This is a genomic window from Streptomyces sp. NPDC058045 (genome assembly GCF_042885635.1).
In the GTDB taxonomy this organism is placed as follows: Bacteria; Actinomycetota; Actinomycetes; order Streptomycetales; family Streptomycetaceae; genus Streptomyces.
Genome location: NZ_JBHVRR010000001.1, coordinates 79,406 through 99,810 on the forward strand (window position 1 = coordinate 79,406; position 20,405 = coordinate 99,810).

Annotated in this window: 15 protein-coding genes and 1 pseudogene; 5 read left to right on the forward strand and 11 right to left on the reverse strand. The window is 71.4% G+C overall.

The window, feature by feature from the left end:
* Nucleotides 1-27 precede the first annotated feature (27 nt).
* From ACFVST_RS00410 to ACFVST_RS00420, 3 genes are all read right to left on the reverse strand, one after another.
* On the reverse strand, nt 28-198 hold the full coding sequence (locus ACFVST_RS00410; protein WP_390145309.1) for a hypothetical protein: 171 nt from the start codon (nt 196-198) through the stop codon (nt 28-30).
* Between the two features lie 533 nt (nt 199-731).
* Complete coding sequence (locus ACFVST_RS00415) at nt 732-2,219, reverse strand: SDR family NAD(P)-dependent oxidoreductase (RefSeq protein WP_390145311.1); 1,488 nt, start codon at nt 2,217-2,219, stop codon at nt 732-734.
* A gap of 184 nt (nt 2,220-2,403) precedes the next feature.
* The gene (locus ACFVST_RS00420; protein ID WP_390145313.1) at nt 2,404-4,773 is read right to left on the reverse strand and encodes a GH92 family glycosyl hydrolase; all 2,370 of its coding nucleotides are present in this window, start codon (nt 4,771-4,773) and stop codon (nt 2,404-2,406) included.
* Between the two features lie 332 nt (nt 4,774-5,105).
* Here ACFVST_RS00420 and ACFVST_RS00425 point away from each other — a divergent pair, with 332 nt between their 5' ends.
* On the forward strand, nt 5,106-6,383 hold the full coding sequence (locus ACFVST_RS00425) for a DMT family transporter (protein ID WP_390145315.1): 1,278 nt from the start codon (nt 5,106-5,108) through the stop codon (nt 6,381-6,383).
* Here the strand turns inward: ACFVST_RS00425 and ACFVST_RS00430 are convergent.
* From ACFVST_RS00430 to ACFVST_RS00440, 3 genes are all read right to left on the reverse strand, one after another.
* Entirely contained in the window at nt 6,373-7,725 is a 1,353-nt protein-coding gene (locus tag ACFVST_RS00430; protein WP_390145317.1) for a transglycosylase family protein, read from the reverse strand. The genes ACFVST_RS00425 and ACFVST_RS00430 overlap by 11 nt on opposite strands.
* A gap of 350 nt (nt 7,726-8,075) precedes the next feature.
* Nucleotides 8,076-8,729, reverse strand: a complete 654-nt coding sequence (locus ACFVST_RS00435; protein WP_390145319.1) for a response regulator — start codon at nt 8,727-8,729, stop codon at nt 8,076-8,078.
* Nucleotides 8,729-9,958, reverse strand: coding sequence for a sensor histidine kinase (locus tag ACFVST_RS00440; RefSeq protein WP_390145321.1), 1,230 nt, complete (start codon nt 9,956-9,958; stop codon nt 8,729-8,731). The genes ACFVST_RS00435 and ACFVST_RS00440 overlap by 1 nt, the downstream gene beginning before the upstream one ends.
* A 202-nt stretch (nt 9,959-10,160) precedes the next feature.
* Here ACFVST_RS00440 and ACFVST_RS00445 point away from each other — a divergent pair.
* Both ACFVST_RS00445 and gndA read left to right on the forward strand, forming a co-directional pair.
* Nucleotides 10,161-10,364: pseudogene (locus ACFVST_RS00445) on the forward strand (molybdopterin-binding protein); the annotation flags it as partial.
* 221 nt (nt 10,365-10,585) lie between these two features.
* Complete coding sequence (gndA, locus tag ACFVST_RS00450) at nt 10,586-12,043, forward strand: NADP-dependent phosphogluconate dehydrogenase (RefSeq protein WP_390145323.1); 1,458 nt, start codon at nt 10,586-10,588, stop codon at nt 12,041-12,043.
* A 403-nt stretch (nt 12,044-12,446) separates the two neighbouring features.
* Here gndA and panD read toward each other — a convergent pair whose 3' ends face one another.
* The 4 genes from panD to ACFVST_RS00470 all read right to left on the reverse strand — a co-directional run bounded on the left by panD (nt 12,447) and on the right by ACFVST_RS00470 (nt 16,616).
* The gene (gene panD, locus ACFVST_RS00455; RefSeq protein ID WP_390145325.1) at nt 12,447-12,872 is read right to left on the reverse strand and encodes an aspartate 1-decarboxylase; all 426 of its coding nucleotides are present in this window, start codon (nt 12,870-12,872) and stop codon (nt 12,447-12,449) included.
* A 1,252-nt stretch (nt 12,873-14,124) separates the two neighbouring features.
* Entirely contained in the window at nt 14,125-14,544 is a 420-nt protein-coding gene (locus ACFVST_RS00460; RefSeq protein ID WP_390145327.1) for a nitroreductase/quinone reductase family protein, read from the reverse strand.
* A gap of 392 nt (nt 14,545-14,936) precedes the next feature.
* Nucleotides 14,937-15,407, reverse strand: a complete 471-nt coding sequence (locus ACFVST_RS00465; protein ID WP_390145329.1) for a TrmO family methyltransferase — start codon at nt 15,405-15,407, stop codon at nt 14,937-14,939.
* Between the two features lie 39 nt (nt 15,408-15,446).
* Nucleotides 15,447-16,616, reverse strand: a complete 1,170-nt coding sequence (locus ACFVST_RS00470; protein WP_390145331.1) for a Tat pathway signal protein — start codon at nt 16,614-16,616, stop codon at nt 15,447-15,449.
* 87 nt (nt 16,617-16,703) lie between these two features.
* Here ACFVST_RS00470 and ACFVST_RS00475 point away from each other — a divergent pair, with 87 nt between their 5' ends.
* Nucleotides 16,704-16,913 carry a hypothetical protein gene (locus tag ACFVST_RS00475; RefSeq protein ID WP_390145333.1) on the forward strand — a complete coding sequence of 70 codons (210 nt, stop codon included), beginning with the start codon at nt 16,704-16,706 and terminating at the stop codon, nt 16,911-16,913.
* A 117-nt stretch (nt 16,914-17,030) separates the two neighbouring features.
* Here the strand turns inward: ACFVST_RS00475 and ACFVST_RS00480 are convergent, their stop codons facing one another.
* Nucleotides 17,031-18,569 (reverse strand): glycosyltransferase, encoded by a 1,539-nt coding sequence (locus tag ACFVST_RS00480; RefSeq protein WP_390145335.1) that lies wholly within the window; start codon nt 18,567-18,569, stop codon nt 17,031-17,033.
* A gap of 334 nt (nt 18,570-18,903) precedes the next feature.
* Here ACFVST_RS00480 and ACFVST_RS00485 point away from each other — a divergent pair, with 334 nt between their 5' ends.
* On the forward strand, nt 18,904-20,400 hold the full coding sequence (locus ACFVST_RS00485) for a DUF6056 family protein (protein ID WP_390145337.1): 1,497 nt from the start codon (nt 18,904-18,906) through the stop codon (nt 20,398-20,400).
* Nucleotides 20,401-20,405: the final 5 nt, after the last annotated feature.

Below are 20,405 nucleotides of genomic sequence, written 5' to 3' on the forward strand. Positions count from 1 at the left end.
GGCCGCCGTGGGTACCGCGCGTGCGTGTCAGTCGACGCCCTGCAGGATGTGCGGCTCGGCGAGGTCCTCCTCGTAGCCGGCGAGGCGGATGGGGGCCGACCTGGCCCACACGTCGAGACTGCCGAGCTGTTCCGGACCGCCTGCGGTGTCCCGCTGGGCCTCGGGGCTCTCTTCGCGGTTCTTCGTCTCTGGTGGCACCGCGCACTCCTTCTGTGTCGGATGACCCCGGGCAGACGCACCCGGGCTTCTCCCCGGGCCTGGACCCGGCGGGGCTGAGCTGAGCTGAGGGCAGCCAGGACGCGGTGGCGCCGGTGACTCGCTGTGGGTACGGACCGTGGTGGCCGACCTGTCCCCGGACCGCCCACGGGTGATGGGTGGGACCCCGTGTGCTGTCCGTCGGACTACAGATTAACCATCTGAGCGGACCGCTGCTCGATAGGGTCGACAACCCGAGGTGGTTCCACCCGGTTGTTCGCAGATGTCCCGCACGGATCCGGCCACCGACCCGGGCACCGACGCGCGTCCCGGACGCCGGAAGCGACCCCTCCCCGGCACGGAACCACTTGCTCCATGCCGCACGCCCGGCTCCCCGCGCCCACCTCGCCCCCGATGGTCCCGTTCTGCTCCGGGCTGGTGGCCGCGAATGTGACGGCGGCAACAGTGACGCAAATCCAGCGCCCGATACGGAGCGGGGAACGTCCCGGAACACCCGGAACGCGAAGGCGGTGCGGCTACCAGCGGCCCGGTGCGTAGTCCTTGAGGAAGACCCCGTAGAGGTCCTCGCCGCTCTCGCCGCGGACGATCGGGTCGTAGACGCGGGCCGCTCCGTCGACGAGGTCCAGCGGGGCGTGGAACCCGGCGTCCGCGAGGCGCATCTTGTCCGGGTGCGGGCGCTCGTCGGTGATCCAGCCGGTGTCCACCGCCGTCATCAGGACGCGGTCCTTCTCGTACATCTCCTGGGCGCTGGTGCGGGTCAGCATGTTCAGCGCGGCCTTGGCCATATTGGTGTGCGGGTGGCCGGCGCCCTTGTAGCCGCGGTCGAAGACGCCCTCCATCGCGGAGACGTTGACCACATAGCCGCGGCCGTGCGCGGCGGCGGCCGCGGCGAGCGCCGGGCGGAGGCGGCTGATCAGGATGAACGGGGCGGTGGAGTTGCAGAGTTGGACCTCCAGCAGCTCCACCGGGTCGACTTCCTCGACGGTCTGGATCCAGCTGTTGCAGTCGTGCAGATCCGGTACCAGGCCACCGGCGTCGATGGCGGTGCCGGCCGCGATCCGGGCGGGGGCCGCCGAGCCGGAGACCAGGGCGAGTTCGGTGACGTCCTGCGCGGACAGCCCACCGCCGCGGGCCTCCGGCAGGGCCGCCACCGCGCCCGAGCCGAAGGTGCCGATGGTCTCGGCGGCGGGCAGTTCGCCGGGCGGCGGCGGGGCCGACTCCCCCGCGACCAGCTCCCGGTAGGCGTCGGGTGAACGGCGCACCGTCTGGGCCGCGTTGTTGATGAGGATGTCCAGCGGCCCCTGGGCGCTCACCGAGTCGCAGAGCGCGACGACCTGCGCCGGGTCCCGCAGATCGATACCGACGATCTTCAGCCGGTCTATCCAGTCGGCGCTGTCCGGCATGGCCTTGAAACGGCGTACCGCGTCGGCGGGGAAGCGGGTGGTGACGGTGGTGTGGGCGCCGTCCCGCAGCAGCCGGAGCGCGATGTACATGCCGATCTTGGCGCGGCCGCCGGTGAGCAGGGCCCGGCGGCCGGTGAGGTCGGTGCGGGCGTCGCGGCGGGCGCGGTTCTCGGCCGCGCAGTTCTGGCACAACTGGTGGTAGAAGGCGTCGACTTCGGCGTAGCGGGTCTTGCAGACGTAGCAGGAGCGGGGGCGCCGGAGGATGCCGGCGATCTCACCGCGGGCGGTGCCGGAGGGCAGCACGCCCTGTGTCTCGTCGTCGATGCGCTCGGCGGAGCCGGTGGCGGTGGCCTCGGTGACGGCCTTGTCGTGCGCGGTCTTGGCGGCCCGGCGCTCCTGGCGGCGGCGCTGCTTGACGGTGCGGTAGATGCCGGAGGTGGCGCGGCGTACGGCGACGGCGTCGGGGTGGTCGACCTCCAGCCGGTCCAGCTCCGCCAGCACACTGAGGCAGACGGCGAGCCGCTCGGGGTCGATGCCCGGCCCGTACCCGTCGGGCTCCTGGGGCTCCGGGGCCGGCCGGGTGCCTTCTGTCACGGTCATCGCGTGGTGTTCCTCGTCGCCTCGGGCCCGAGGCGCGGCGCGGATCGCCCGGTGGTGGGCCCGTCCCACCAGCTCAGGAGGATACTGAAGCGCTCCCCGGCGGCAAAATGCCGGTTGACGGCACTCCCATGGGGACCGCGCGGCGCCGGGCCGCATCCGCTGACGGCCCGGCGCCTGGCCAAGGTCAGTTCAGCGCCGGGGGTGCGGCGCCGGCCCCCGTGCCCCAGCGGGACGGTTCGGCGCCGACGGTGAACGCCAGTTCCCGGATGTGCCGCAGCTCACCGGTGGTGAGGTAGGTGCGGTCCAGGTCGCGGCCGTCGGTGCGGGCGGACTGCACATAGCGGTCGGTGCCGGAGCTGCCCTCGGCCCGTACGGTGAGCCGGCCCTCGGGGTAGTAGCGCCGGTCCAGGGTGAGGTCGACCCGGTCGAAGAGCGGCGTGGACAGGCCCCAGGTGTCGGTGCCCGGCTGGACCGGGAAGATCCCGATCGAGGAGAGCACCTGCCAGGCGGACATGGTGCCCAGGTCGTCGTTGCCGGTCATGCCGGTGGGACTGTCCGTGAAGAGGGTGAGCGCGGCGTGCACCACGTCGGTCGTCTTCCACGGCTGCCCGGTGGACAGATAGGTGTACGGCGCGATCAGGTCGGGTTCGTTCTGCGGGTTGTACTTGTCCGCGTTGTAGTAGTCGTACGGCCCGTTGACCCACACCTCGCGGGCCGTCTTCTCCGGGTCGGCCAGGAGCCGGTCGTAGGCGAAGAAGGAGTCCAGGCGCTCGTTGGCGGCGTCGGTGCCGCCGATGAGGCCGACCATGCCGGGCAGGTCCTGCGGCACCAGCCACTGGTACTGCCAGGCGGTGCCCTCGTGGAAGCCCTCGCTCTTGGCCGGGTCGGCGGGGCCGGCGAAGGCACCGGAGCCGTCCCGGGCGCGGAAGAAACCGGTGTCCGGGTCGAAGATCCTGCGGTAGTTCTGGGCCCGTTCCGCATAGCGCCGGGCGTCCGCGTCATGGCCGAGGCCGCGCGCCATCTCGGCGAGCATCGCGTCGGACAGGGCGTACTCCAGGGTGGCGGAGGGCCCGTGGTCGTAGTCGGAGTCGCCGGGCTTGGCATGGGGACGGCCCTTGAGATACGGGGCGAACCCGTCGGCCAGATACTCCTTGTTGGCCTCGCGGCCCACGGCGGGCGAACCGGCCGGCGGCACCCCGTCGGCGTTCTTCTTCAGCGCCCGGTACGCCTCCTCCTCGTGGCCCTTGAGCAGGCCCTGCCGGTAGGCGTTGGTGAGGAAGGGAGTGACCGGGTCGCCGGTCATGATGTTGGTCTCGACGGTGCCGTAGCCCCACTTGGGCAGCCAGCCGCTGTCCTGGTCGATCCGCAGCACGGACAGCGCCATGTCCCGCGCCTCACGCGGGGCGAGGAGAGCGAGCAGTTGGGTCTGGGTGCGGTAGGTGTCCCACAGGGACCAGTTCTGGTAGTAGGTGAAGCGGCCGTCGGAGGAGACGGCGCGGTGCACCTTCTGGTCCCAGCCGGTGTAGCGGCCGTCCACGTCGCTGCCGATGTTGGGCGCGAGCAGGGCCCGGTAGAGCGAGGAGTAGAAGGTGCGGCGCTGGGTCTCGCTGCCGCCCCGCACCCGTACGTCGTCCAGCCGGTCCTGCCAGGCGGTGTCCGCGTCCCGCCGGGTGCGGTCGAAGGAACTCCCGCCCTCCGCACGGAGGTTGCGCTGCGCACCGGGCGCGTCCACGTAGGAGATGGCGGTGGTCGCCTCGACGGTGCGGTCCTTCGTGGTGTCGAAGCGGACATAGGCGCCGTTGCGTTCACCGCCGGCGGTGGAGCGGGTGGCGCCGGGGGTGACGGTGCCGCCCTTCCAGGTGCCGGCGGAGTCGAAGGGCCGGTCGAAGCGGGTGACGGTGTGCAGGGTGTACGGCTCGGTGTCCTGGCAGAAGCCGCGGCCGGTGATGGTGGTGCGCACGGTACGGCTGTCCAGCACCTCCACATCGGTGGCGACCGTCTTGTGCAGCGACTGGCCCGCGTTGAGCAGGACGTTGGCCTTGCCGGTGGCGGGGAAGGTGTAGCGCTGCACCCCGGTACGGGCGGTGGCGGTGAGTTCAGCGCGGATGCCGCTGTCGAGGGTGACGCCGTAGTAGCCGGGGTGCGCCTCCTCGGTGTCGTGGCTGAACTCGGCAGCGTAGCGAGCGTAGTCGGTCTCCGTGATGTCGCCGGTGGTGGGCAGGACGGGCAGGTCGCCGCCGAGTCCGCAGCCGACGCCGGAGATGTGCACCGCGGAGAAGCCGCGGATGTGGTTCTCGGCGTGGTCGTAGCCGGTGTTGTGGCCGGTGTCCGGGGAGAGCTGCACCATGCCGAAGGGCACCGCCGCGCCCGGGTAGGTGTTGCCCTCGTTCTCGGTGCCGATGAAGGGGTTGACCAGGTCGGTGAGGCGGGTGTCGGGGGGCGGGGCGGCCTGGGCGGCGGGCGCGACGAGGGCGCCGCAGAGCAGGGCCGCGGCCGACACCGCCGCCGCGGCGCGCGGGGAGAAGCCCCCTGCGCGGCGCCGGATCCATCTCATGGTGGCTGACCTCCGGGAGGACGGTGGACAACGTTGTCAGAACGCCGGGACATTCTTCGGGGCTCCGCTACCCCGCGTCAAGTACCGTGCACCGCCCGCCCGTTGCGCCGTCCACGCCCCCGCCCCCCTCCGCGCCCGCCCCGCCACCCCCCTGGGGGAGGACCCCGACCTCCGGGTACTCCATCGGTAGTACGACGTATTGAGTGCTCAGGGACGACGACGCGGGGTGGCGGCGCGAGGCATCGTAGAAGTATGGAAGCCGACCGTACGCCGCGTGGACCGCATCGCACCCCGGACCTGGTGCGGGCCGCGCGGACCCCGGGGGACGCCCGATGAGTCCTCTCGCCGTGTCCGTGCTGCTCTCCCTGGTCTCGGCGGTCGCGTACGCGGGCGGCGCCATCCTCCAGGAGCGGGTCGCCGCCACCGGGCCCGCCCGCCAGTACGCGCCGCTGCGCCGCCCCGCCTGGTGGGCGGCGGTGATCCTGAACGGCCTGGGCGCACTGCTGCATGTGGTGGCGCTGGCCTACGGTCCGCTCAGCCTGGTGCAGCCGCTCGGCGCCCTCACCATCGTCTTCGCGCTGCCGATGGCGGCGCTGCTGGTCGGCCGGCGGGCCGGGTCCACGGCCTGGCGCGGGGCGCTGATGGCGACGGTCGGCCTGGCCGGACTCCTCGCCCTCACCAGCGGTTCCGACACCGGCTCGCTGGACGGCCCGCAGCGGGTGATGGTCGCGGTGGTCACCGGCGGTTCGGTGGTGGCGCTGCTGGTGGCCGCCCAGGCCGTGCACCGGCATCCCGCGGTGCGCGCGGTGCTGCTGGCCACGGCGGCGGGCCTCGCCTTCGGTATCGCCTCCGTCTTCACCAAGACCGTCGCCGTGGACTGGACCCGCAGCGGCGTCGGCGGCCTGCTGCTGCCCAGCCTGGGCGTGATCGTGGTACTCGCCGCGGGCGGCCTGCTCCTCTCCCAGGCCTCCTACCGCGGCGCGGGCCTGGCCGCACCGCTGGCCACGGTCACCGTGGTCAACCCGGTGATCGCCGCCGCCGTCGGCCTCACCCTCTTCGGTGAGACCTTCCGCTACGGCACCGCGGGCACCGCCCTCGCCCTCGGCTGCGGAGTCGTCGCGGCCGGCGGCCTGATCCTCCTCACCACGGAACGCCTCACCGCCGGGACGACGGCCTCCGGCGAGACGGCACAGCCGAGGGCGCTGCCCGAGGCACATACGGCGAGCCCGGGCGGGAGCACCCGGCTGGAACCGGCAGACGAGACGGCGATGCCGACGGCACCGACCGCCGCGGGCACCGCCCCCACCCTCCCGGTCACCGCCCGCGGCGTCGTACGGGCCGCGGTGCGGGTGCCGCGGCCGGGGATGGCGGTGGTGCTGCCGGGGGCGGTGCGCCGGGTCGTGATGGACGAGTACTCCGGGGTGCCCAGGCCCGAACGGCTGCCGGAACCGGCCGAGTTGGCGGCCCCGCCGATCCTGGGACCGCTCGCCGACCTACCCGGATCCGCGGCCGGCCGCTCTCGCCCCGCCGCCGCGCCCGACGATCTGCTGCACGCGGGCAGCGGCCCCTGCGGACCGCTGCCGCCACCGCAGTCGGGTCTCAGATCCTGACGCCGCGGGCCCGCAGATAGGCGAGCGGGTCGACGTCGGAGCCGAAGCCGGGCCCGGTCCGCACCTCGAAGTGCAGATGCGGGCCCGACACATTGCCGGTGGCCCCGGACCGCCCGAGCCGCTGCCCGACCCCCACCCGCTGCCCGGCCCGTACCGAGATCGCGGAGAGGTGGGCGTACTGGCTGTAGCGGCCGTCGGCGTGCCGGACCACCACCTGGTAGCCGTAGCTGCCGCCCCAGCCGGCCGCGGTCACCCGGCCCGCGCCGACGGCCTTGACCGAAGTCCCCGTCGGCACAAGGAAGTCGACGCCGGTGTGGTAGCCCTTCGACCAGGAGCCGCCGGCCGCGTGGTACGCGGTGCCGATGGCGGCGGAGACCGGGGCCACAAGGTTCTTGCCGCTGTCGTGCGCGGGGTGGGCCGGGGTCCGGTGCCGCTCGGCGGGGGCGGGCGCGTGCTCGCGGGCACGGGGCGCGGGGGTGTGCTTACGGGCGGCGGGGGCGGTACCGCGGTCCTGGTCGTGGTGGTCGCGGTCGGGGTGGTCGCGTTCGTCGGCGGACCGGTGGTCGCGGCTGGTGTCCGTGGTGGGCTGGGTGTGCCGGGTGGGGGGACGTGGTGCGGGGGTGCGGCGCGGGGGCGGGGTGGTGGGTCCGGCGGTCGGGTCCAGGGTGAGGCGCTGGCCGGGCACGATCAGGTCCGGGTCCTCACCGACGATCTCGCGGTTCACCGCGTAGAGCCGGTGCCAACCGCCCGGTACCCGCTGCTCGTCGGCGATCCCGGAAAGGCTGTCGCCGCGCACCACGGTGTACATCCGGGCGCTGCCGGCCCGGGACTGCGGGGTGTCCTCGGGTCCCACCCCCGCTTCCCCGGCCCCGCGGTGTGCGGTGGCCGGTTCGGCGACGGTGGGGGTCTTCGACGGGGCCGGGCGGGCGACGTGCGGGGTGCCGCGGTCCGGGTGGGCGGCGGTGTCGCGGTTCAGTCCGGCGCGGGGGCCGCAGGCCGGCCAGGCGCCGGGGCCCTGGCCGCGCAGCACCCGCTCGGCGACGGCGATCTGCTGCTCCCGGGTGGCGAGGTCGGCCCGCCGCGCGTAGGCGAGCCCGCCGTACTCGGCCCAGGTGCTGCCGCTGAACTGGAGCCCGCCGTAGTAGCCGTTGCCGGTGTTGATGCTCCAGTCACCGCTGGCCTCGCAGGCGGCGACCTTGCTCCAGGTCGCGGCGTCGGCGGCGCCCGCGGGGGCCGCCCCGATGAGCGGGATCGCCATACCGGCGCCGCCGACGGTGGCGGTGAGCGAGGCCCGGTTGATCCGGTTCGGCTGATGTCTGCGGTGGCGTCCGCGTACGGCCATGAGGCGACCCCCTAGGTGCGGCCCCGGGCGGGGGCGCGTCTCGTTCCACGTGGCGCACCCCGCCGGGCAGCCGCGTGGGGCCGCCTCCCGTCACAAGGCGCCGCAAAACTAAGCGCCCGGAACAGGCCATGACAAGACAGCAATGAGCCGTGCATTTCACTCGGATTCGACGCCCGCGGACCTGCCCCGCGGCCCCGCACCACCCCCGTGTACTGCGGACTGCCCGCTACCGCCCCCACGGTCGCCACACCCGCCCCGCCACCCGGCCCCGGCCGAAACCCGACCGCCCGCATATCACGCCGGCCTGCCAACAGCCGCCGTACACAACGCCGTTGAGCGGCCAGCGGGAGTCAGGGCAGCAGTCGCTGCTCCTTCGCGATGGCCACGGCGGCGGCCCGGGTGTCGACGCCGAGCTTGGCGTAGATCCGGCCGAGGTGAGTCTTGACGGTGGCCTCGCTGATGAAGAGGGCCCTGGCGATCTCCCGGTTGGCCAGGCCCTGGGAGAGGTGGGCGAGGATGTCGCGTTCCCGGTCGGTGAGGGTCGGCCCGGGGTGCCGCATCTGTGCCATCACGCGGGTGGCGACGGGCGGCGACAACGCCATCCGCCCCTGTGCGGCGGCGTGGATCGCGGCGAAGAACTCCTCGGGCCGCTCCGCCTTCAGCAGATAGCCGGTGGCCCCGGCCCGCATGGCGCGGGTGATGTCGGCGTCGGTGTCGTAGGTGGTGAGGACCAGGACGCGCGGGCCGTCCTCGCCGGGGGTGGCGGTGAGGCGGCGGGTGGTCTCCACCCCGTCGATGCCCGCGCCGAGTTGGAGGTCCATCAGCACCAGGTCGGGCCGGAGCCTGGCGCAGAGCGCCAGCGCCTCCTCGCCGGTGCCGGCCTCCCCCACCACCTCGATTCCGTCCGCGCTGTCCAGCAGTGCCTGGAGTCCCGCGCGGACCACCGCATGGTCGTCGCAGAGCAGGACGCGCACGGGGGCGGTGGGCGGGGTGGACGGGTTCATCAGTTCGGCTCCAGGGGGACAGCGGCGGTGACGACGGTGCCCGATCCGGGCCGGGACTCGATGGTGAGGGTGCCGCCGAGCTGCCGCACCCGGGCCCGCATCGCCGCCACCCCGTGACCGCGTCCGTCGGCGGTCCGGCCGGGGGCGGCGGCCGGGTCGAAGCCGCGGCCGTCGTCCGCGACATCCAGCACCACCTGGTCGTCCAGGCAGGTCAGGGTGAGCGCGGCGGTCGCCGCACCGGAGTGCTCCCGGACATTGGCGAGGGCGCCCTGGGCGATACGGAGCAGGGCCGCGCGGACCGTCTCGGGAAGCTCCGCGTCGCTGCCGTCGAGGTGCAGCCGGACGGTGAGCCGCTCGCCGGACTCGCGGCCGGCGAGGGCGCCCAGCGCCTGGTGGAGGCTGCCGCCGGCCTGCACCAGGTCGGCGGGGGCGAGGTCCTGGACGAAGCGGCGGGCCTCGGTCAGATTGTGCTCGGCGATGGCGGTGGCGGACCGTACATGGCCGCGGGCCTTGTCCGGGGCGGACTCCCAGGTGCGTTCGGCGGCCTGGAGCAGCATCTGCTGGCTGGACAGGCCCTGGGCGAGGGTGTCGTGGATCTCCATGGAGAGCCGCTGGCGTTCCGCGAGGGTGCCGGCGCGGCGCTCGGTGGCGGCGAGTTCACGGCGCATGGTGCTCAGGTCGTCGATGAGGGCGCGCTGCCGCTGGGCCTGCCGTTCCATGCGCGTGAAGACCGCGGTGGCGAGCGCGGCCACGGCGGGCGGCCCGACGACCAGATCGACGTCGACCCGGCGCGCGAGCTGGAGTTGGGCGATCACCACCAGCACGGTCAGCAGCCCCACCAGTACGTAGGCGGCGCGGGTCGGCAGCATCCGCAGCACCGTGTAGAAGAGGGGCACCGCCACCCAGGCGAACGACGGCGCCAGCGCCACCAGCACCGCCCAGACGGCGACCACCGCGACCAGCCACAGCAGCCGGTCCCACCGCGGCCGCGACACCGCACCCCGTGCCTCGGTGAAGGCCCCGGTGGCCAGCTCCACCAGGTACAGCAGCGCGAGTACGGCGGCGAGCGCGACGGTCCACGGTGCGCGCGGCTCCCCGCCGTGCCGCTGCGCGAAGCGCGCCAGCGAGGAGCCGAGCAGCAGGAAGAAGGCCGCATGGGTGACGAAGGCGAGCACCCGCGCATCGCGTTCCTCCGCACCCCCGCCCCCGCTCCACCCTCTGATTCCCACGGCACACACTCCTCGGCAGACGTCCCGGCCTCCCCGTCATTGTCGGCGGCCCCGGAAGACGCGCGGGTCAACCGATCGGATGACCCGCACGACGGCGGGGAGCGGGCGACGGCCGCCAGATGATGCAAACCCGCACAATACGGCGGACATCATCGAGCCGCCGTTTCCACGGCCGACCCGCACCCTGTGAGGCAGCGCAGCCATGAGCCTGAGCATCCGCAACCAGCTTCCCGACACCGTCACCTCCGTCACCACCGGGGAAGCCATGGCGACCGTCCGGGTCCGCCTCGCGGGCGGACAGGAGGTGACCGCGGCGATCACCGCCGAGTCCGCCGGGGACCTCCGGCTGGTCGAGGGCACCGCGGTCGACCTCCTGGTGAAGTCCACCGGGATCTCCCTCGCCACCACCTGACCCGCCCCGGTACCGCGCCCCGCCAACGGCGCCTGCCGGCCCGCCCGTTGGACGACCGGGCCGAGCCGGAGCGGCCGGCGGCGGGGGCGGGCCCGGTGCCGCATGTCACCATGGCCGGGCGCCGGACGGGCGGGCCCCGCGGCCCGCCCCCACTCCCGGGCCGCCCGCCGGCGCGACCGCAGTGCCCCTGTACGCCGACCCGAGTGGAGCCCCGAATGCCCAGCACGTCCGCCCCCGAACCCACCGCCCGTATCGGCGTCACCGGGCTCGCCGTCATGGGCAGCAACCTCGCCCGGAACTTCGCCCGCCACGGCCACACCGTCGCCGTCCACAACCGCACCCCGGCCCGCACCCGCGCCCTGATCGACGCCCACGGCCACGAAGGGGACTTCGTACCGGCCGAGAGCGCCGAGGAGTTCGTCGCCTCCCTGGTCCGGCCCCGCCGGATCGTGATCATGGTCAAGGCGGGTGCGGCCACCGACGCGGTCATCGAGGAGTTCGCCGCGCTGCTGGAGGAGGGCGATGTCCTCATCGACGGCGGAAACGCCCACTTCGAGGACACCCGGCGCCGGGAACGCGCCCTGCGGGAGCGGGGCCTCCACTTCGTCGGCAGCGGAATCTCCGGCGGCGAGGAGGGCGCGCTGAACGGGCCCAGCATCATGCCCGGCGGCTCCACCGAGTCCTACGCCTCCCTCGGCCCGCTGCTGGAGAGCATCGCGGCCACCGCCCCCGACGGCAGCCCCTGCTGCACCCACATCGGTCCGGACGGCGCCGGGCACTTCGTGAAGATGGTGCACAACGGCATCGAGTACGCCGATATGCAGCTCATCGGCGAGGCGTACCAACTGCTGCGCGACGTCGCCGGCTACTCCCCGGCCCGGATCGCCGAGATCTTCCGCGGCTGGAACGCCGGGCGGCTCGACTCGTACCTCATCGAGATCACCGCCGAGGTCCTCGCCCACGTCGACGCCCGCACCGGGCAGCCCTTCGTGGACGTGGTGCTCGACCAGGCCGAGCAGAAGGGCACCGGACGCTGGACCGTGCAGACCGCGCTGGACCTGGGAGTGCCGGTGTCCGGGATCGCGGAGGCCGTCTTCGCCCGCTCCCTGTCCGGGCACGCCGCCCTGCGCGAGGCCTCCCGCGACCTGGCCGGCCCCACCCCGCAGCCGCTGGACGAGCAGGCCGCCGCCGCCTTCGCCGACCAGGTGGAACAGGCGCTCTACGCCTCGAAGATCGTCTCCTACACCCAGGGCTTCCACGAGATCACCGCCGGCAGCGAGCAGTACGGCTGGGACGTCGACCCGGGGGCGGTGGCCGCGATCTGGCGCGGCGGCTGCATCATCCGCGCCGCGTTCCTGGACCGCATCCGCAGCGCCTACGCGGCCCGCCCCGACCTGCCGAGCCTCCTCGCCGACAAGGGCTTCGCCGCGGAGACCGCGGCCGCCCAGGACGACTGGCGTGCGGTGGTGTCGGCCGCGGTACGGCAGGGCGTCCCGGCCCCCGGTTTCGCCGCGGCCCTCGCCTACTACGACGCCCTGCGCGCCCCCCGCCTCCCCGCCGCCCTCACCCAGGCCCAGCGCGACTACTTCGGCGCCCACACCTACCGCCGCACCGACATCCCCGGCTCCTTCCACACCCTCTGGGGCCAGGACCGCACCGAGACGGAGGCGTAGGCCCGCACATCGCGTTAACCGGTCCTCGGCTCACGGCACTTGGGGTCCCCGCCTGATCGGTCCGGGCCGCGGGTCGGGCTCCGGTACCGGGTCGGGGCCGGGCGGCTTGGGAATCGGTGACGGCGCGGGCTCGGGCACGGGCCGCGGGCCGGGAGCGGGGCCGGGCTCGGGCGCCGGTTCCGGTCCCGGCTCGGGTACGGGAGACGGCGGACCGGGCTCGGGACTCGGCCCCGGAGTGGGCCCCGGCGGCACCGGGTCGGGGTGGGGATGCGTCATGACGGCCTCCCAGCCGTGCGTACGGTCAAACCGTCCGGCGGCCCCGCCGGGCGTCCGGACCCACCCTGCGGGTACCCGGCCCGATCACCCGGCACACGGCCCCGCCCCGTACCACCACGGGCGACGCTCAGTACGCCGCCGGTACCGCCCCCGGGCTGCGCCGCTGGTCACCACCGGGCACCGGCTCCGAGGGGTCCGCGCCCAGCGAGACGATCCGGTTGCCCCCGTCCACATGCACCACCCGCGGCCGCAACCGACGCGCCTCGGCGTCCTCGACCTGCGCATAACTGATGATGATCACCAGGTCCCCGGGGTGCACCAGATGCGCGGCGGCCCCATTGATCCCAACCACCCCCGAGCCCCGCTCCCCCTCGATCACATACGTCTCCAACCGCGCCCCATTACTGATGTCCACAATGTGCACCAACTCCCCCGGCAGCAGATCCGCCGCCTCCAACAACTCCCCGTCGATCGTCACCGACCCCACATAGTGCAGATCGGCCTGAGTGACGGTGGCCCGGTGAATCTTGGACTTGAACATGGTGCGCAACATCAAGGCACTCCCGGATCTCAGCTCCCTGCCTGCCTTTTCGCAGGTCAAGGGCGTTTTCCTTGCTCCGTGACCAGTCGCATGTCCGGCCAGCATTCCCCGCGTTTTCCAGGACTCATGCTGACCACTTGCTGACTTTTCTGACGTACCGTCATGTCGATCCAGGAGGCTTGCCACGCCCGCCCGAACTTCACCACGACGACGGCACAAGCCTACTCAGCCCCCTCCGCGGATGACCGTGACCGCCGTCACTCAGGCGACCGGATCAGCAACCAGGGCACCGGCCGTCTTTCCAGAGCCCGGTTCACTCGCCTACTCGAAGCGGCTTGACCAGACCGCCCGTTCCGCTTCTGAGGAAGCGGCGCCAACGGAATATCAAGGACACCGGGCGCATCAAAGCAGCGCGCGAACATACAGCCGGATCGCCGGTTAGCCAAACCGGCGATCCTCAGGACGATGTCAACAATCGACCTACGGCCCCTGACGGTGACGTAAGGCAGCGCCATTAAATTCCTCCGACGCGTAACGTCGAGCCTATCCGTATGGATACATCTGACGTGGCGACGATGCTCAGCATGTCCACAGCGTGGTTCTACAGGGAAGCTTCAAAACTAGGCTTGAAAGGCTACAAGCTCGGCCGAGGAAGGAACGCCAAGGTTCTTTACAAGAGGACCGAAGTTTTCAAACGGCGGGAGCAGCAGAGGATCCATTAGAGCCTCGGCGATCAGAAGCGCCGACAAGCAAGCGCAGTGACGCTCGATCTGCGTCTCCACCCGCAGGTCCAGACCGCTGTGGCAGGATCGGCTGCGAACACCCCGGTGGCCCCCTGGCTCGATCAAGCGATGTCGCCGGGGCTCTGCTCTGCCCGAGGCACCGTCCAGCCGCGTCGATCTCCTCGTTGGCACCGGCTTACGGTCAAACCCATGGACCATGCGCACATGGCGAAGGGCCCTCCCCCTGGATACTCGCGTTGTCGCCGACTGATCAGGCGTCCTACGCGCGGGACCTCCGACGCCGCGCGCCGATCAGCAGCAAGTGGAGATCGCCGAGCCGGCCTTCTGGAAAGAGACGCTGCGGCCGTCGCTGCGGAACTCGGCAACGCCGACCTCAATGGCTCGCCGAAGGCGAAGTCGCGGAGCGCCCTAGCGGCGGACCCGACGAGCCAGGGGATCGGCCCTCCTCTCGTTCAGGAGATGCTTGCGGGACCGCAGCGCGGGCTCATCCTCTGGCCAGTCGGCAGCCGCCGAACCGGGGCTCACGGCGTGCTGTTCTCCTCGAACTCGATCTCGACCAGCGGGCTCCCCCGGGTCCAGGCGTCGATGTTCTCGGCAGACGCCGTCGTCCACCCGCCCATCCTCTCGAGTCCGTGCAGGATGAGCGTGACGAGACGCCGCTTCTCATGCGGGTCTGTGATCTGCACGCCCCTCGCGGCCACGTCTGCCGTCACGCCGTGCTTGAGGTGCACGACCATCCGCGGGTCCTTGAGCAAGTTGGCGTACCAGTCGCGTCGGCCAGGGCTCCCGCTGAGGAACCAGCGCCCGTCGACGTGGTGGAACCAGATCTCGATCCGCCGCGGCTCCCCACTGGACGCGCCGTAGGTGGTGATGTCGACGGTGCGCTCGCGGGACGAGGCGTCCGGGGCGATATCAAGGGCGGCGTGGACGTCGTCGTTCATAGGTCGGGTCACTTCTTCCTCGTGGGCGGATCTGCCAAGTGCGTGCTCAGCAACGTAGCCGTCGCGCTCGGCTGACTGCGGCGCTGAGAGAGTCCCTCCTGGAGGGAGTACCGACAGAGTCTTGGTAGGCCCCGTAGCCGGTGAGCCCTTGGAGGGCGTCGAACTCGGCCAGTGCCGGGATTGGCAGCCCCAAGACCGGACGGACGGCTTCTACGGCGGCGCCTTCCGCGTCTCCGCCGAAGAGACCGATCAACACAACGTCGCACTGTGCTTCAGCGAGGGCGAGAGGCGGGGCTCGTCCTTCACCCGTTCTCCGGGCAGGTGCACGTTCTGATGCGGCAGAGATCGGCGTCGAGGTGCGTCCGCCGCCGGACCACGAGTGAGCCGCCGGGTCAGGCTGGTTTGGTCCAGTAGTTCGCCAGCATCTCGCCGGGCCATGCGGGCTCGTGGACGGTCCCGCGCGGTCCCATCTCCGCGAAGTAGGGCGACAGGTCGTAGATCTTCGTGCCGACCACGGCGTCCAGGTCGGTCACATACAGGCTGAGCCCGTCGACCTTCAGCAACCGCGGGAAGCTTTGCGCCAGTTGGTTGGGCCTTCGGTGATTTCGGTGGGCGAACGTGCCGGTGGCCGGCCACCGGGCGTTTCCACGAGGGCTACGTGCGTGGTATTCGATGTCATCGGGAGACGCCTGGTCGAAGTGCCACACGACGACCAGGTGGGAGAACTCTTCCAGGCCCTGCACGGAGTCGAGGGGGAACTCTGCGTCGAGCTGGATCACGGACTCGACACCTCCCCAGAAGTCATCAGCGATGGCGGTACGGCCTGCGACAACTTGGCCGATCGGCTTGATCTCCAAAGCCATGGCTCCAGCCCTTCCCATCGGTCTCGATGACATGTGTGATCAATCTACTCGGGACAGGTATGAAGCGGCCCGTGCGTCAAGCGAGCTGGTCACGGGGATGCCGCGCTTGCGGTAGGGCGACAGAAGTTGCCGCATGTCAACGACCGTCTGGCGGGCACGGCCCGAGTAGATTCCGTCCTCCATCGCGTCCAGGACATTGGTCCACGTCGCGCAGGCTTCCTCGACTCCACGCTGCGCGATCTGAGCGGCACCCATGTATCCGAGGGTGACCGCGTGCGTGCGCCGGAACGCAGCTCCTCGCGTGCGCACGGAGTGCCGGAACTCCTTGACGGGCCCACGGTGATCGCCGAGATCCCGCAGTGTGCACGCGGTCTCGTGCGCGAGAGACGCTTCGCCGAAGAAGAAGGTCCGGTCCGGCTCCCTGATCCCGTCACTGGCCTTCGACAGATCGTCCTCGGCGCGGAGAAGCGCCGCTGTCGCCTGCTGCTTGTGGCCATTCACGGCGAGGGTGCGCGCGTGGACCACACCAAGGAGTGCTCGTTCGCGGGGAGTTGCTGCCGTATACCGCTCGCCGTGCACCGAAGTCTGTGCGATCTGGAGGGCTTCGCGGCGAAAACCCAGGTCGAGCGCCTGGTGCGCCATCGCACGCAGGATGTGTCCACTGAGGGGTGCATCGCCGGAACGAGCTGCCAGCTTCACCGCGGTATTGAATCGCCGGAGCGCGAACGCATGATCGCTGTTGTCGAAGGCCATCCAGCCGGACACGTAGGCGAGTTCGGCGGCCGCCGAGAACATCGCCTGCCGGGTCGTGTCGTTGGTGAAACGGCCCCGGAGGAAGTCGTAGATATCGTGCTTCAGATACTCATCGACCGCCCGCCGGCCGTGACCGCCGCCGCGCCGCTGGTCCATGCGCGAGAAGGCCAGGGTCAGTTCTCGTACCGTCTCGACGTCCCCGTGACCGACACGCTTCCCCGTCGATGGCTCCTCCGCGGACGGCTGCGACATGCCGTCCCACCACGCTTCGTCCGGAAGTACCAAGGCCGCAGCGGAATACACACCACCCGCTAGCAACCGCCGCCGGCCTGTGTCCACTCCACCCTCCAAGTCGCTCAGCGCGATCAGGGGATCGACGCGCCAGTCCAGCGCCCCCTGCGCTGGTGAGGTGGAAGCTGAGAACCCGGCCTCTTGCGGCGTGATCTCACGCTTCAAACGGCGGGACAGAGCCTGGCACAAGATAGCGGGCGCGACCCCTCTCTCGGTTTGCCCGCACTATGACTCGTCTCCGGCAGCACCGTCATGCAGATCAGCACGCAGAAGTCCTCCGCGCCCTCTCTCGGCGACGCGCAGTGGAGTCACGTTCTGACCTTCACCGTGTCAGGACAGACCACCGTGGTGAAGCAGACTGCGGTACGGGGCGGCGACCTGCTCATGGTCGTCGCCGGTTCTCCGGCCCTCGTGGACCGGCGCCTCCGCAAGGCACTCGCCAAGCCAACGGCCACCGGCTAGCACCCGACCGGCGCCTCCGCCCCTATCACCCCAAACGGGCACGCTGCCCGGCCCCCCTTGAGGAAGGCCGGGCCTACTCGTTTCTGCAGCGTCCGGACTGCACTGCCGCCGGGTACGTCACTCCACCCCCTCCCCCGCCGTCACGGGTTCCCGCTCCAACTCGCCCCGCCGGTAGGCGTCTTGGCGGGGGACGGAATCCTCCCGGGAATCGGCCCGGCGGGTTTTTCCCGTGCGCAATTCCTCCCGAGTGGCAGGCCCGGTACCGGAGTTGATGGCCCAGCGGGCGATCAGGAAGGAGAGGGGGGTGGCGAGGACTCCTGCGGTGAGGGCGGCGATGTTCTTCTCCATGCCCAGGGAGTGCACGCCCAGGAAGAGAAGGGCGCCGCTGGACACCATGTTGACGAGGGCCGACAGCGGGAAGCGGAGGAACGCGCGCCAGGTGGGCCGGGTGCGGCAGGTGACGTAGGAGTTCAGAAAGAACGAGCCGACGACACTCACCGCGAAGCCGATGACATGGGCGACCAGATAGGGGATCCACCGGTTGAGCGTGGCGAACACCCCCATGTACACAGCGGTGTTGACGATTCCGATCGAACCGAAGGTGAGGAACTGCCGCACGGTGTGCAGTCCGCCGGCGCGGCCAAAAACCGCTTTCGGAGGGCGCCCGCCCGGCACCGTCGGGGTCGGCGGACCGCTGTCGTCGCCCGTGTCCGGGACGGCCCGCGCCGGACTCTCCTCCGTTTCGCGCACCACGTACAGCGGGCGCCGTTTGGTCTCGCTGTAGATGCGGCCGACGTATTCGCCGATGACGCCGAGGGTGGCGAGCTGGATTCCGCCCAGCGCCACCACAGCGGTGATCAGTGTGGGGAATCCGGGGACTTCCACGCCCGTGAGGACGACATCGGCGATGATCCACAGCGCGTACGCGAATGCCGCCAGCGACAGGGCGAGCCCGGCGTAGATGACGAGGCGCAAGGGGCGGCTGTTGAAGGAGATCAGGCCGTCGATACCGTAGTTGAGGAGCCGGCGGCCGCCCCATTTCGAAAGGCCCGCGGCCCGGCAGACGTTCTGGTACGTGAAGCTGACGGTGTCGAAACCGATCCAGGAGAAGATTCCTTTGGAGAACCGGTTGGCTTCCGGCAGGGCGAGTACCGCGTCGACGGCGCGGCGGGAAAGCAGCCTGAAGTCGCCTTCGCCGTCCACCACATCGACGTCCATACAGCGGCCGATCGCCCGGTAGTACGCCGAACTCACCGTCCTGCGCACGGCCCCCTCGCCGGACCGGTCACGGCGGGCGATGACCTGGTCATAGCCGTGCTGCCGCAACTCCAGCATGCGGTGGAGCAGTCCGGGCGGGTGCTGGAGGTCGGCGTCCATCAGCACCACGTCGTCGCCGCGTGACATGCGCAGGCCCGCCAGCATCGCCGCCTCCTTGCCGAAATTCCGGCTGAAGGAGGTGTAGCGGACCCGGTCGTCCGCGGCGGCCAGGCTGCGGAGACGGGCGCAGGTGGTGTCGCTGCTGCCGTCGTCGACGTAACAGATCTCGAATGATCTCTGTGTCTCGGCGAGGACCGAAGTCAGGGCGCTGTGAAAGGTGTTGATCACCTCCTCCTCGTTGAAACAGGGCACGACAATGGAGATACGGCAGCCGTCCATTCGACACCTCGGCGGTGTGAGCGCAGTCCTTCCGACTACTGCGGTCATGATGGCGCATCACAGTTAAGGGAGAACTAAAAGAATGCTGTGGCGCGGGGCATTCTGCCGTCTTCGGCATCTCGTCCCGATCCGATGGAACCCGGCGGTCCGAACGCCCGTCTTCTTCTTCTAGATTGGTCTCAGGGCCGGGCCCGATCCCGGCCGTATCTCTGCTCTCCGCGCCGAGAATTCTTTTCCGGCCCCGAAGGGAAAGGGGCAGCCCGTGGCACAAGCCCCACAAACGGCTGGCCAGAACACCGTGCCCGTCCGGAACGGCGAGCCGGTGGGAAATGACATGCCTGTTCGGAATGAAGCACCTCCGGATACCGGGCATATGCGCTGGTGGGGCCCCGCGGGGGCGGCGGCCGGGCTGCTGGCCGTACTGCCGCTCGCCCTGCTCGCCTTCGCCGCGTGGAACTCCCGGTGGGTGCGTCCCGGCGGCGACGACTGGTGCTTCATCCCGGTGGTCCGGGACGGCGGACTGTCCGCGATGGTGGGCAAGTTCTACTTCCACGACAACGGGCGCCTCGCCAACGCCGTCCTGGTGTGGGCCTACGCCCGGTTCGGCGAGGCGGGCCAGCGGTGGTTCGCGCCGGTCAGCGGCCTGCTGATGCTCGCGATGCTGTGGGCCTTCGCCGCCGCCGTCCTGCACGCGGCCCGGCTCAGGGCCCCGCGGGGCGCCGGGCTGCTGGCGGCGTCCATGGTGACGGTGCTGTTCCTGCTCGGCTCACCCAACACGTACAAGACGTTCTACTGGCCGGCCGCCTCCGTCTCCCACACCCTGCCCCCGGTGCTCGCCTGCGCGGCCGCCATCCCCGTACTGCGGGCCTCGACGCGGCGCGGGCGGATCCTCGCACTGCTCACCGTGGTGATCGCGGGGGTGTCGCTGGGGCTGCTCTCCGAGGAGACCAGCATCGTGGTGTGCGCCGTCCTGGCCTGCGCGCTGCTGATCAGCGGCCGTGCCTTCCCCGAGGCGCGCCGTGAGTACCTCCGGACGTGCAGCGCCGCCGGGATCCTGAGCGTCGTGATCGGCATCCTGGTCCTCTACACCTCCCCGGGATCGCTGCACCGTCGGGAGAAGAAGCACGCTGGGACCATGCTCACCGCCGACTCCCTCCGCGCGTCGCTGCACGCCTTCCGGGAGATCGCCGCCGCCGTCCTCACGACCTGGCCGTACCTCGGTGCGGTCGCGGCGGGCGTCATCCTGGGCCTGCTGATCCGCGGGCCCCTGGGCCGCCGCGCCCCGGGGAAGACCGACGCGCTGGTGGCCAGCGCGGGCGTCTGCGCGCTGCTGGTCTCGGGCTATGTGTGCACGGTCATCACGTACCCCGTCTTCGGCCGGGGAGTGGTCACCTCGACCCGCCTCTGGAACGACTACCTGCTCCTCTACATCCTTCTCCTCGTCTACGCGGGCACCCTCCTCACCCGCACCCTGCGCAGCCGGGCACTCCCAACTCCCGCCGTGCGGAAGGGAGTCGGGGTGCTGGGAGCCGTCGCCGCCGCCACGGTGTGCGTCCTCGCCTGTGTCACACTCACCACCTCCCTCTCCGGTCTCGGGTCCCAGATGCGCACCCACGCACAGCTCTGGGACGCCCAGGACCAGCGGATGCGGGACCAGGCCGCCGCCGGAGCCCAGGTCCTGCCGTACACACCACTGCACCTCAGCAAGATGACCGAACCCTTCCGCCACCACGGCCGCGCCCAGTGGCCCGCCTCCTGCATCGCCGACTACTACGGGGTCCGCCGGATCACCCACGCCCCACCGACATCGCACACCAAAGGCGGCCACTGAGCCAA

What these genes read in the sequence shown, in the direction of transcription:
- ACFVST_RS00415 (WP_390145311.1), bottom strand. Translation starts at nt 2,219, where the DNA reads ATGACCGTGACAGAAGGCACCCGGCCGGCCCCGGAGCCCCAGGAGCCC.
- ACFVST_RS00420 (WP_390145313.1), bottom strand. Translation starts at nt 4,773, where the DNA reads ATGAGATGGATCCGGCGCCGCGCAGGGGGCTTCTCCCCGCGCGCCGCG.
- ACFVST_RS00425 (WP_390145315.1), top strand. Translation starts at nt 5,106, where the DNA reads ATGAGTCCTCTCGCCGTGTCCGTGCTGCTCTCCCTGGTCTCGGCGGTC.
- ACFVST_RS00430 (WP_390145317.1), bottom strand. Translation starts at nt 7,725, where the DNA reads ATGGCCGTACGCGGACGCCACCGCAGACATCAGCCGAACCGGATCAAC.
- ACFVST_RS00435 (WP_390145319.1), bottom strand. Translation starts at nt 8,729, where the DNA reads ATGAACCCGTCCACCCCGCCCACCGCCCCCGTGCGCGTCCTGCTCTGC.
- gndA (WP_390145323.1), top strand. Translation starts at nt 10,586, where the DNA reads ATGCCCAGCACGTCCGCCCCCGAACCCACCGCCCGTATCGGCGTCACC.
- panD (WP_390145325.1), bottom strand. Translation starts at nt 12,872, where the DNA reads ATGTTGCGCACCATGTTCAAGTCCAAGATTCACCGGGCCACCGTCACT.
- ACFVST_RS00460 (WP_390145327.1), bottom strand. Translation starts at nt 14,544, where the DNA reads ATGAACGACGACGTCCACGCCGCCCTTGATATCGCCCCGGACGCCTCG.
- ACFVST_RS00465 (WP_390145329.1), bottom strand. Translation starts at nt 15,407, where the DNA reads ATGGCTTTGGAGATCAAGCCGATCGGCCAAGTTGTCGCAGGCCGTACC.
- ACFVST_RS00475 (WP_390145333.1), top strand. Translation starts at nt 16,704, where the DNA reads ATGCAGATCAGCACGCAGAAGTCCTCCGCGCCCTCTCTCGGCGACGCG.
- ACFVST_RS00480 (WP_390145335.1), bottom strand. Translation starts at nt 18,569, where the DNA reads ATGGACGGCTGCCGTATCTCCATTGTCGTGCCCTGTTTCAACGAGGAG.
- ACFVST_RS00485 (WP_390145337.1), top strand. Translation starts at nt 18,904, where the DNA reads ATGCCTGTTCGGAATGAAGCACCTCCGGATACCGGGCATATGCGCTGG.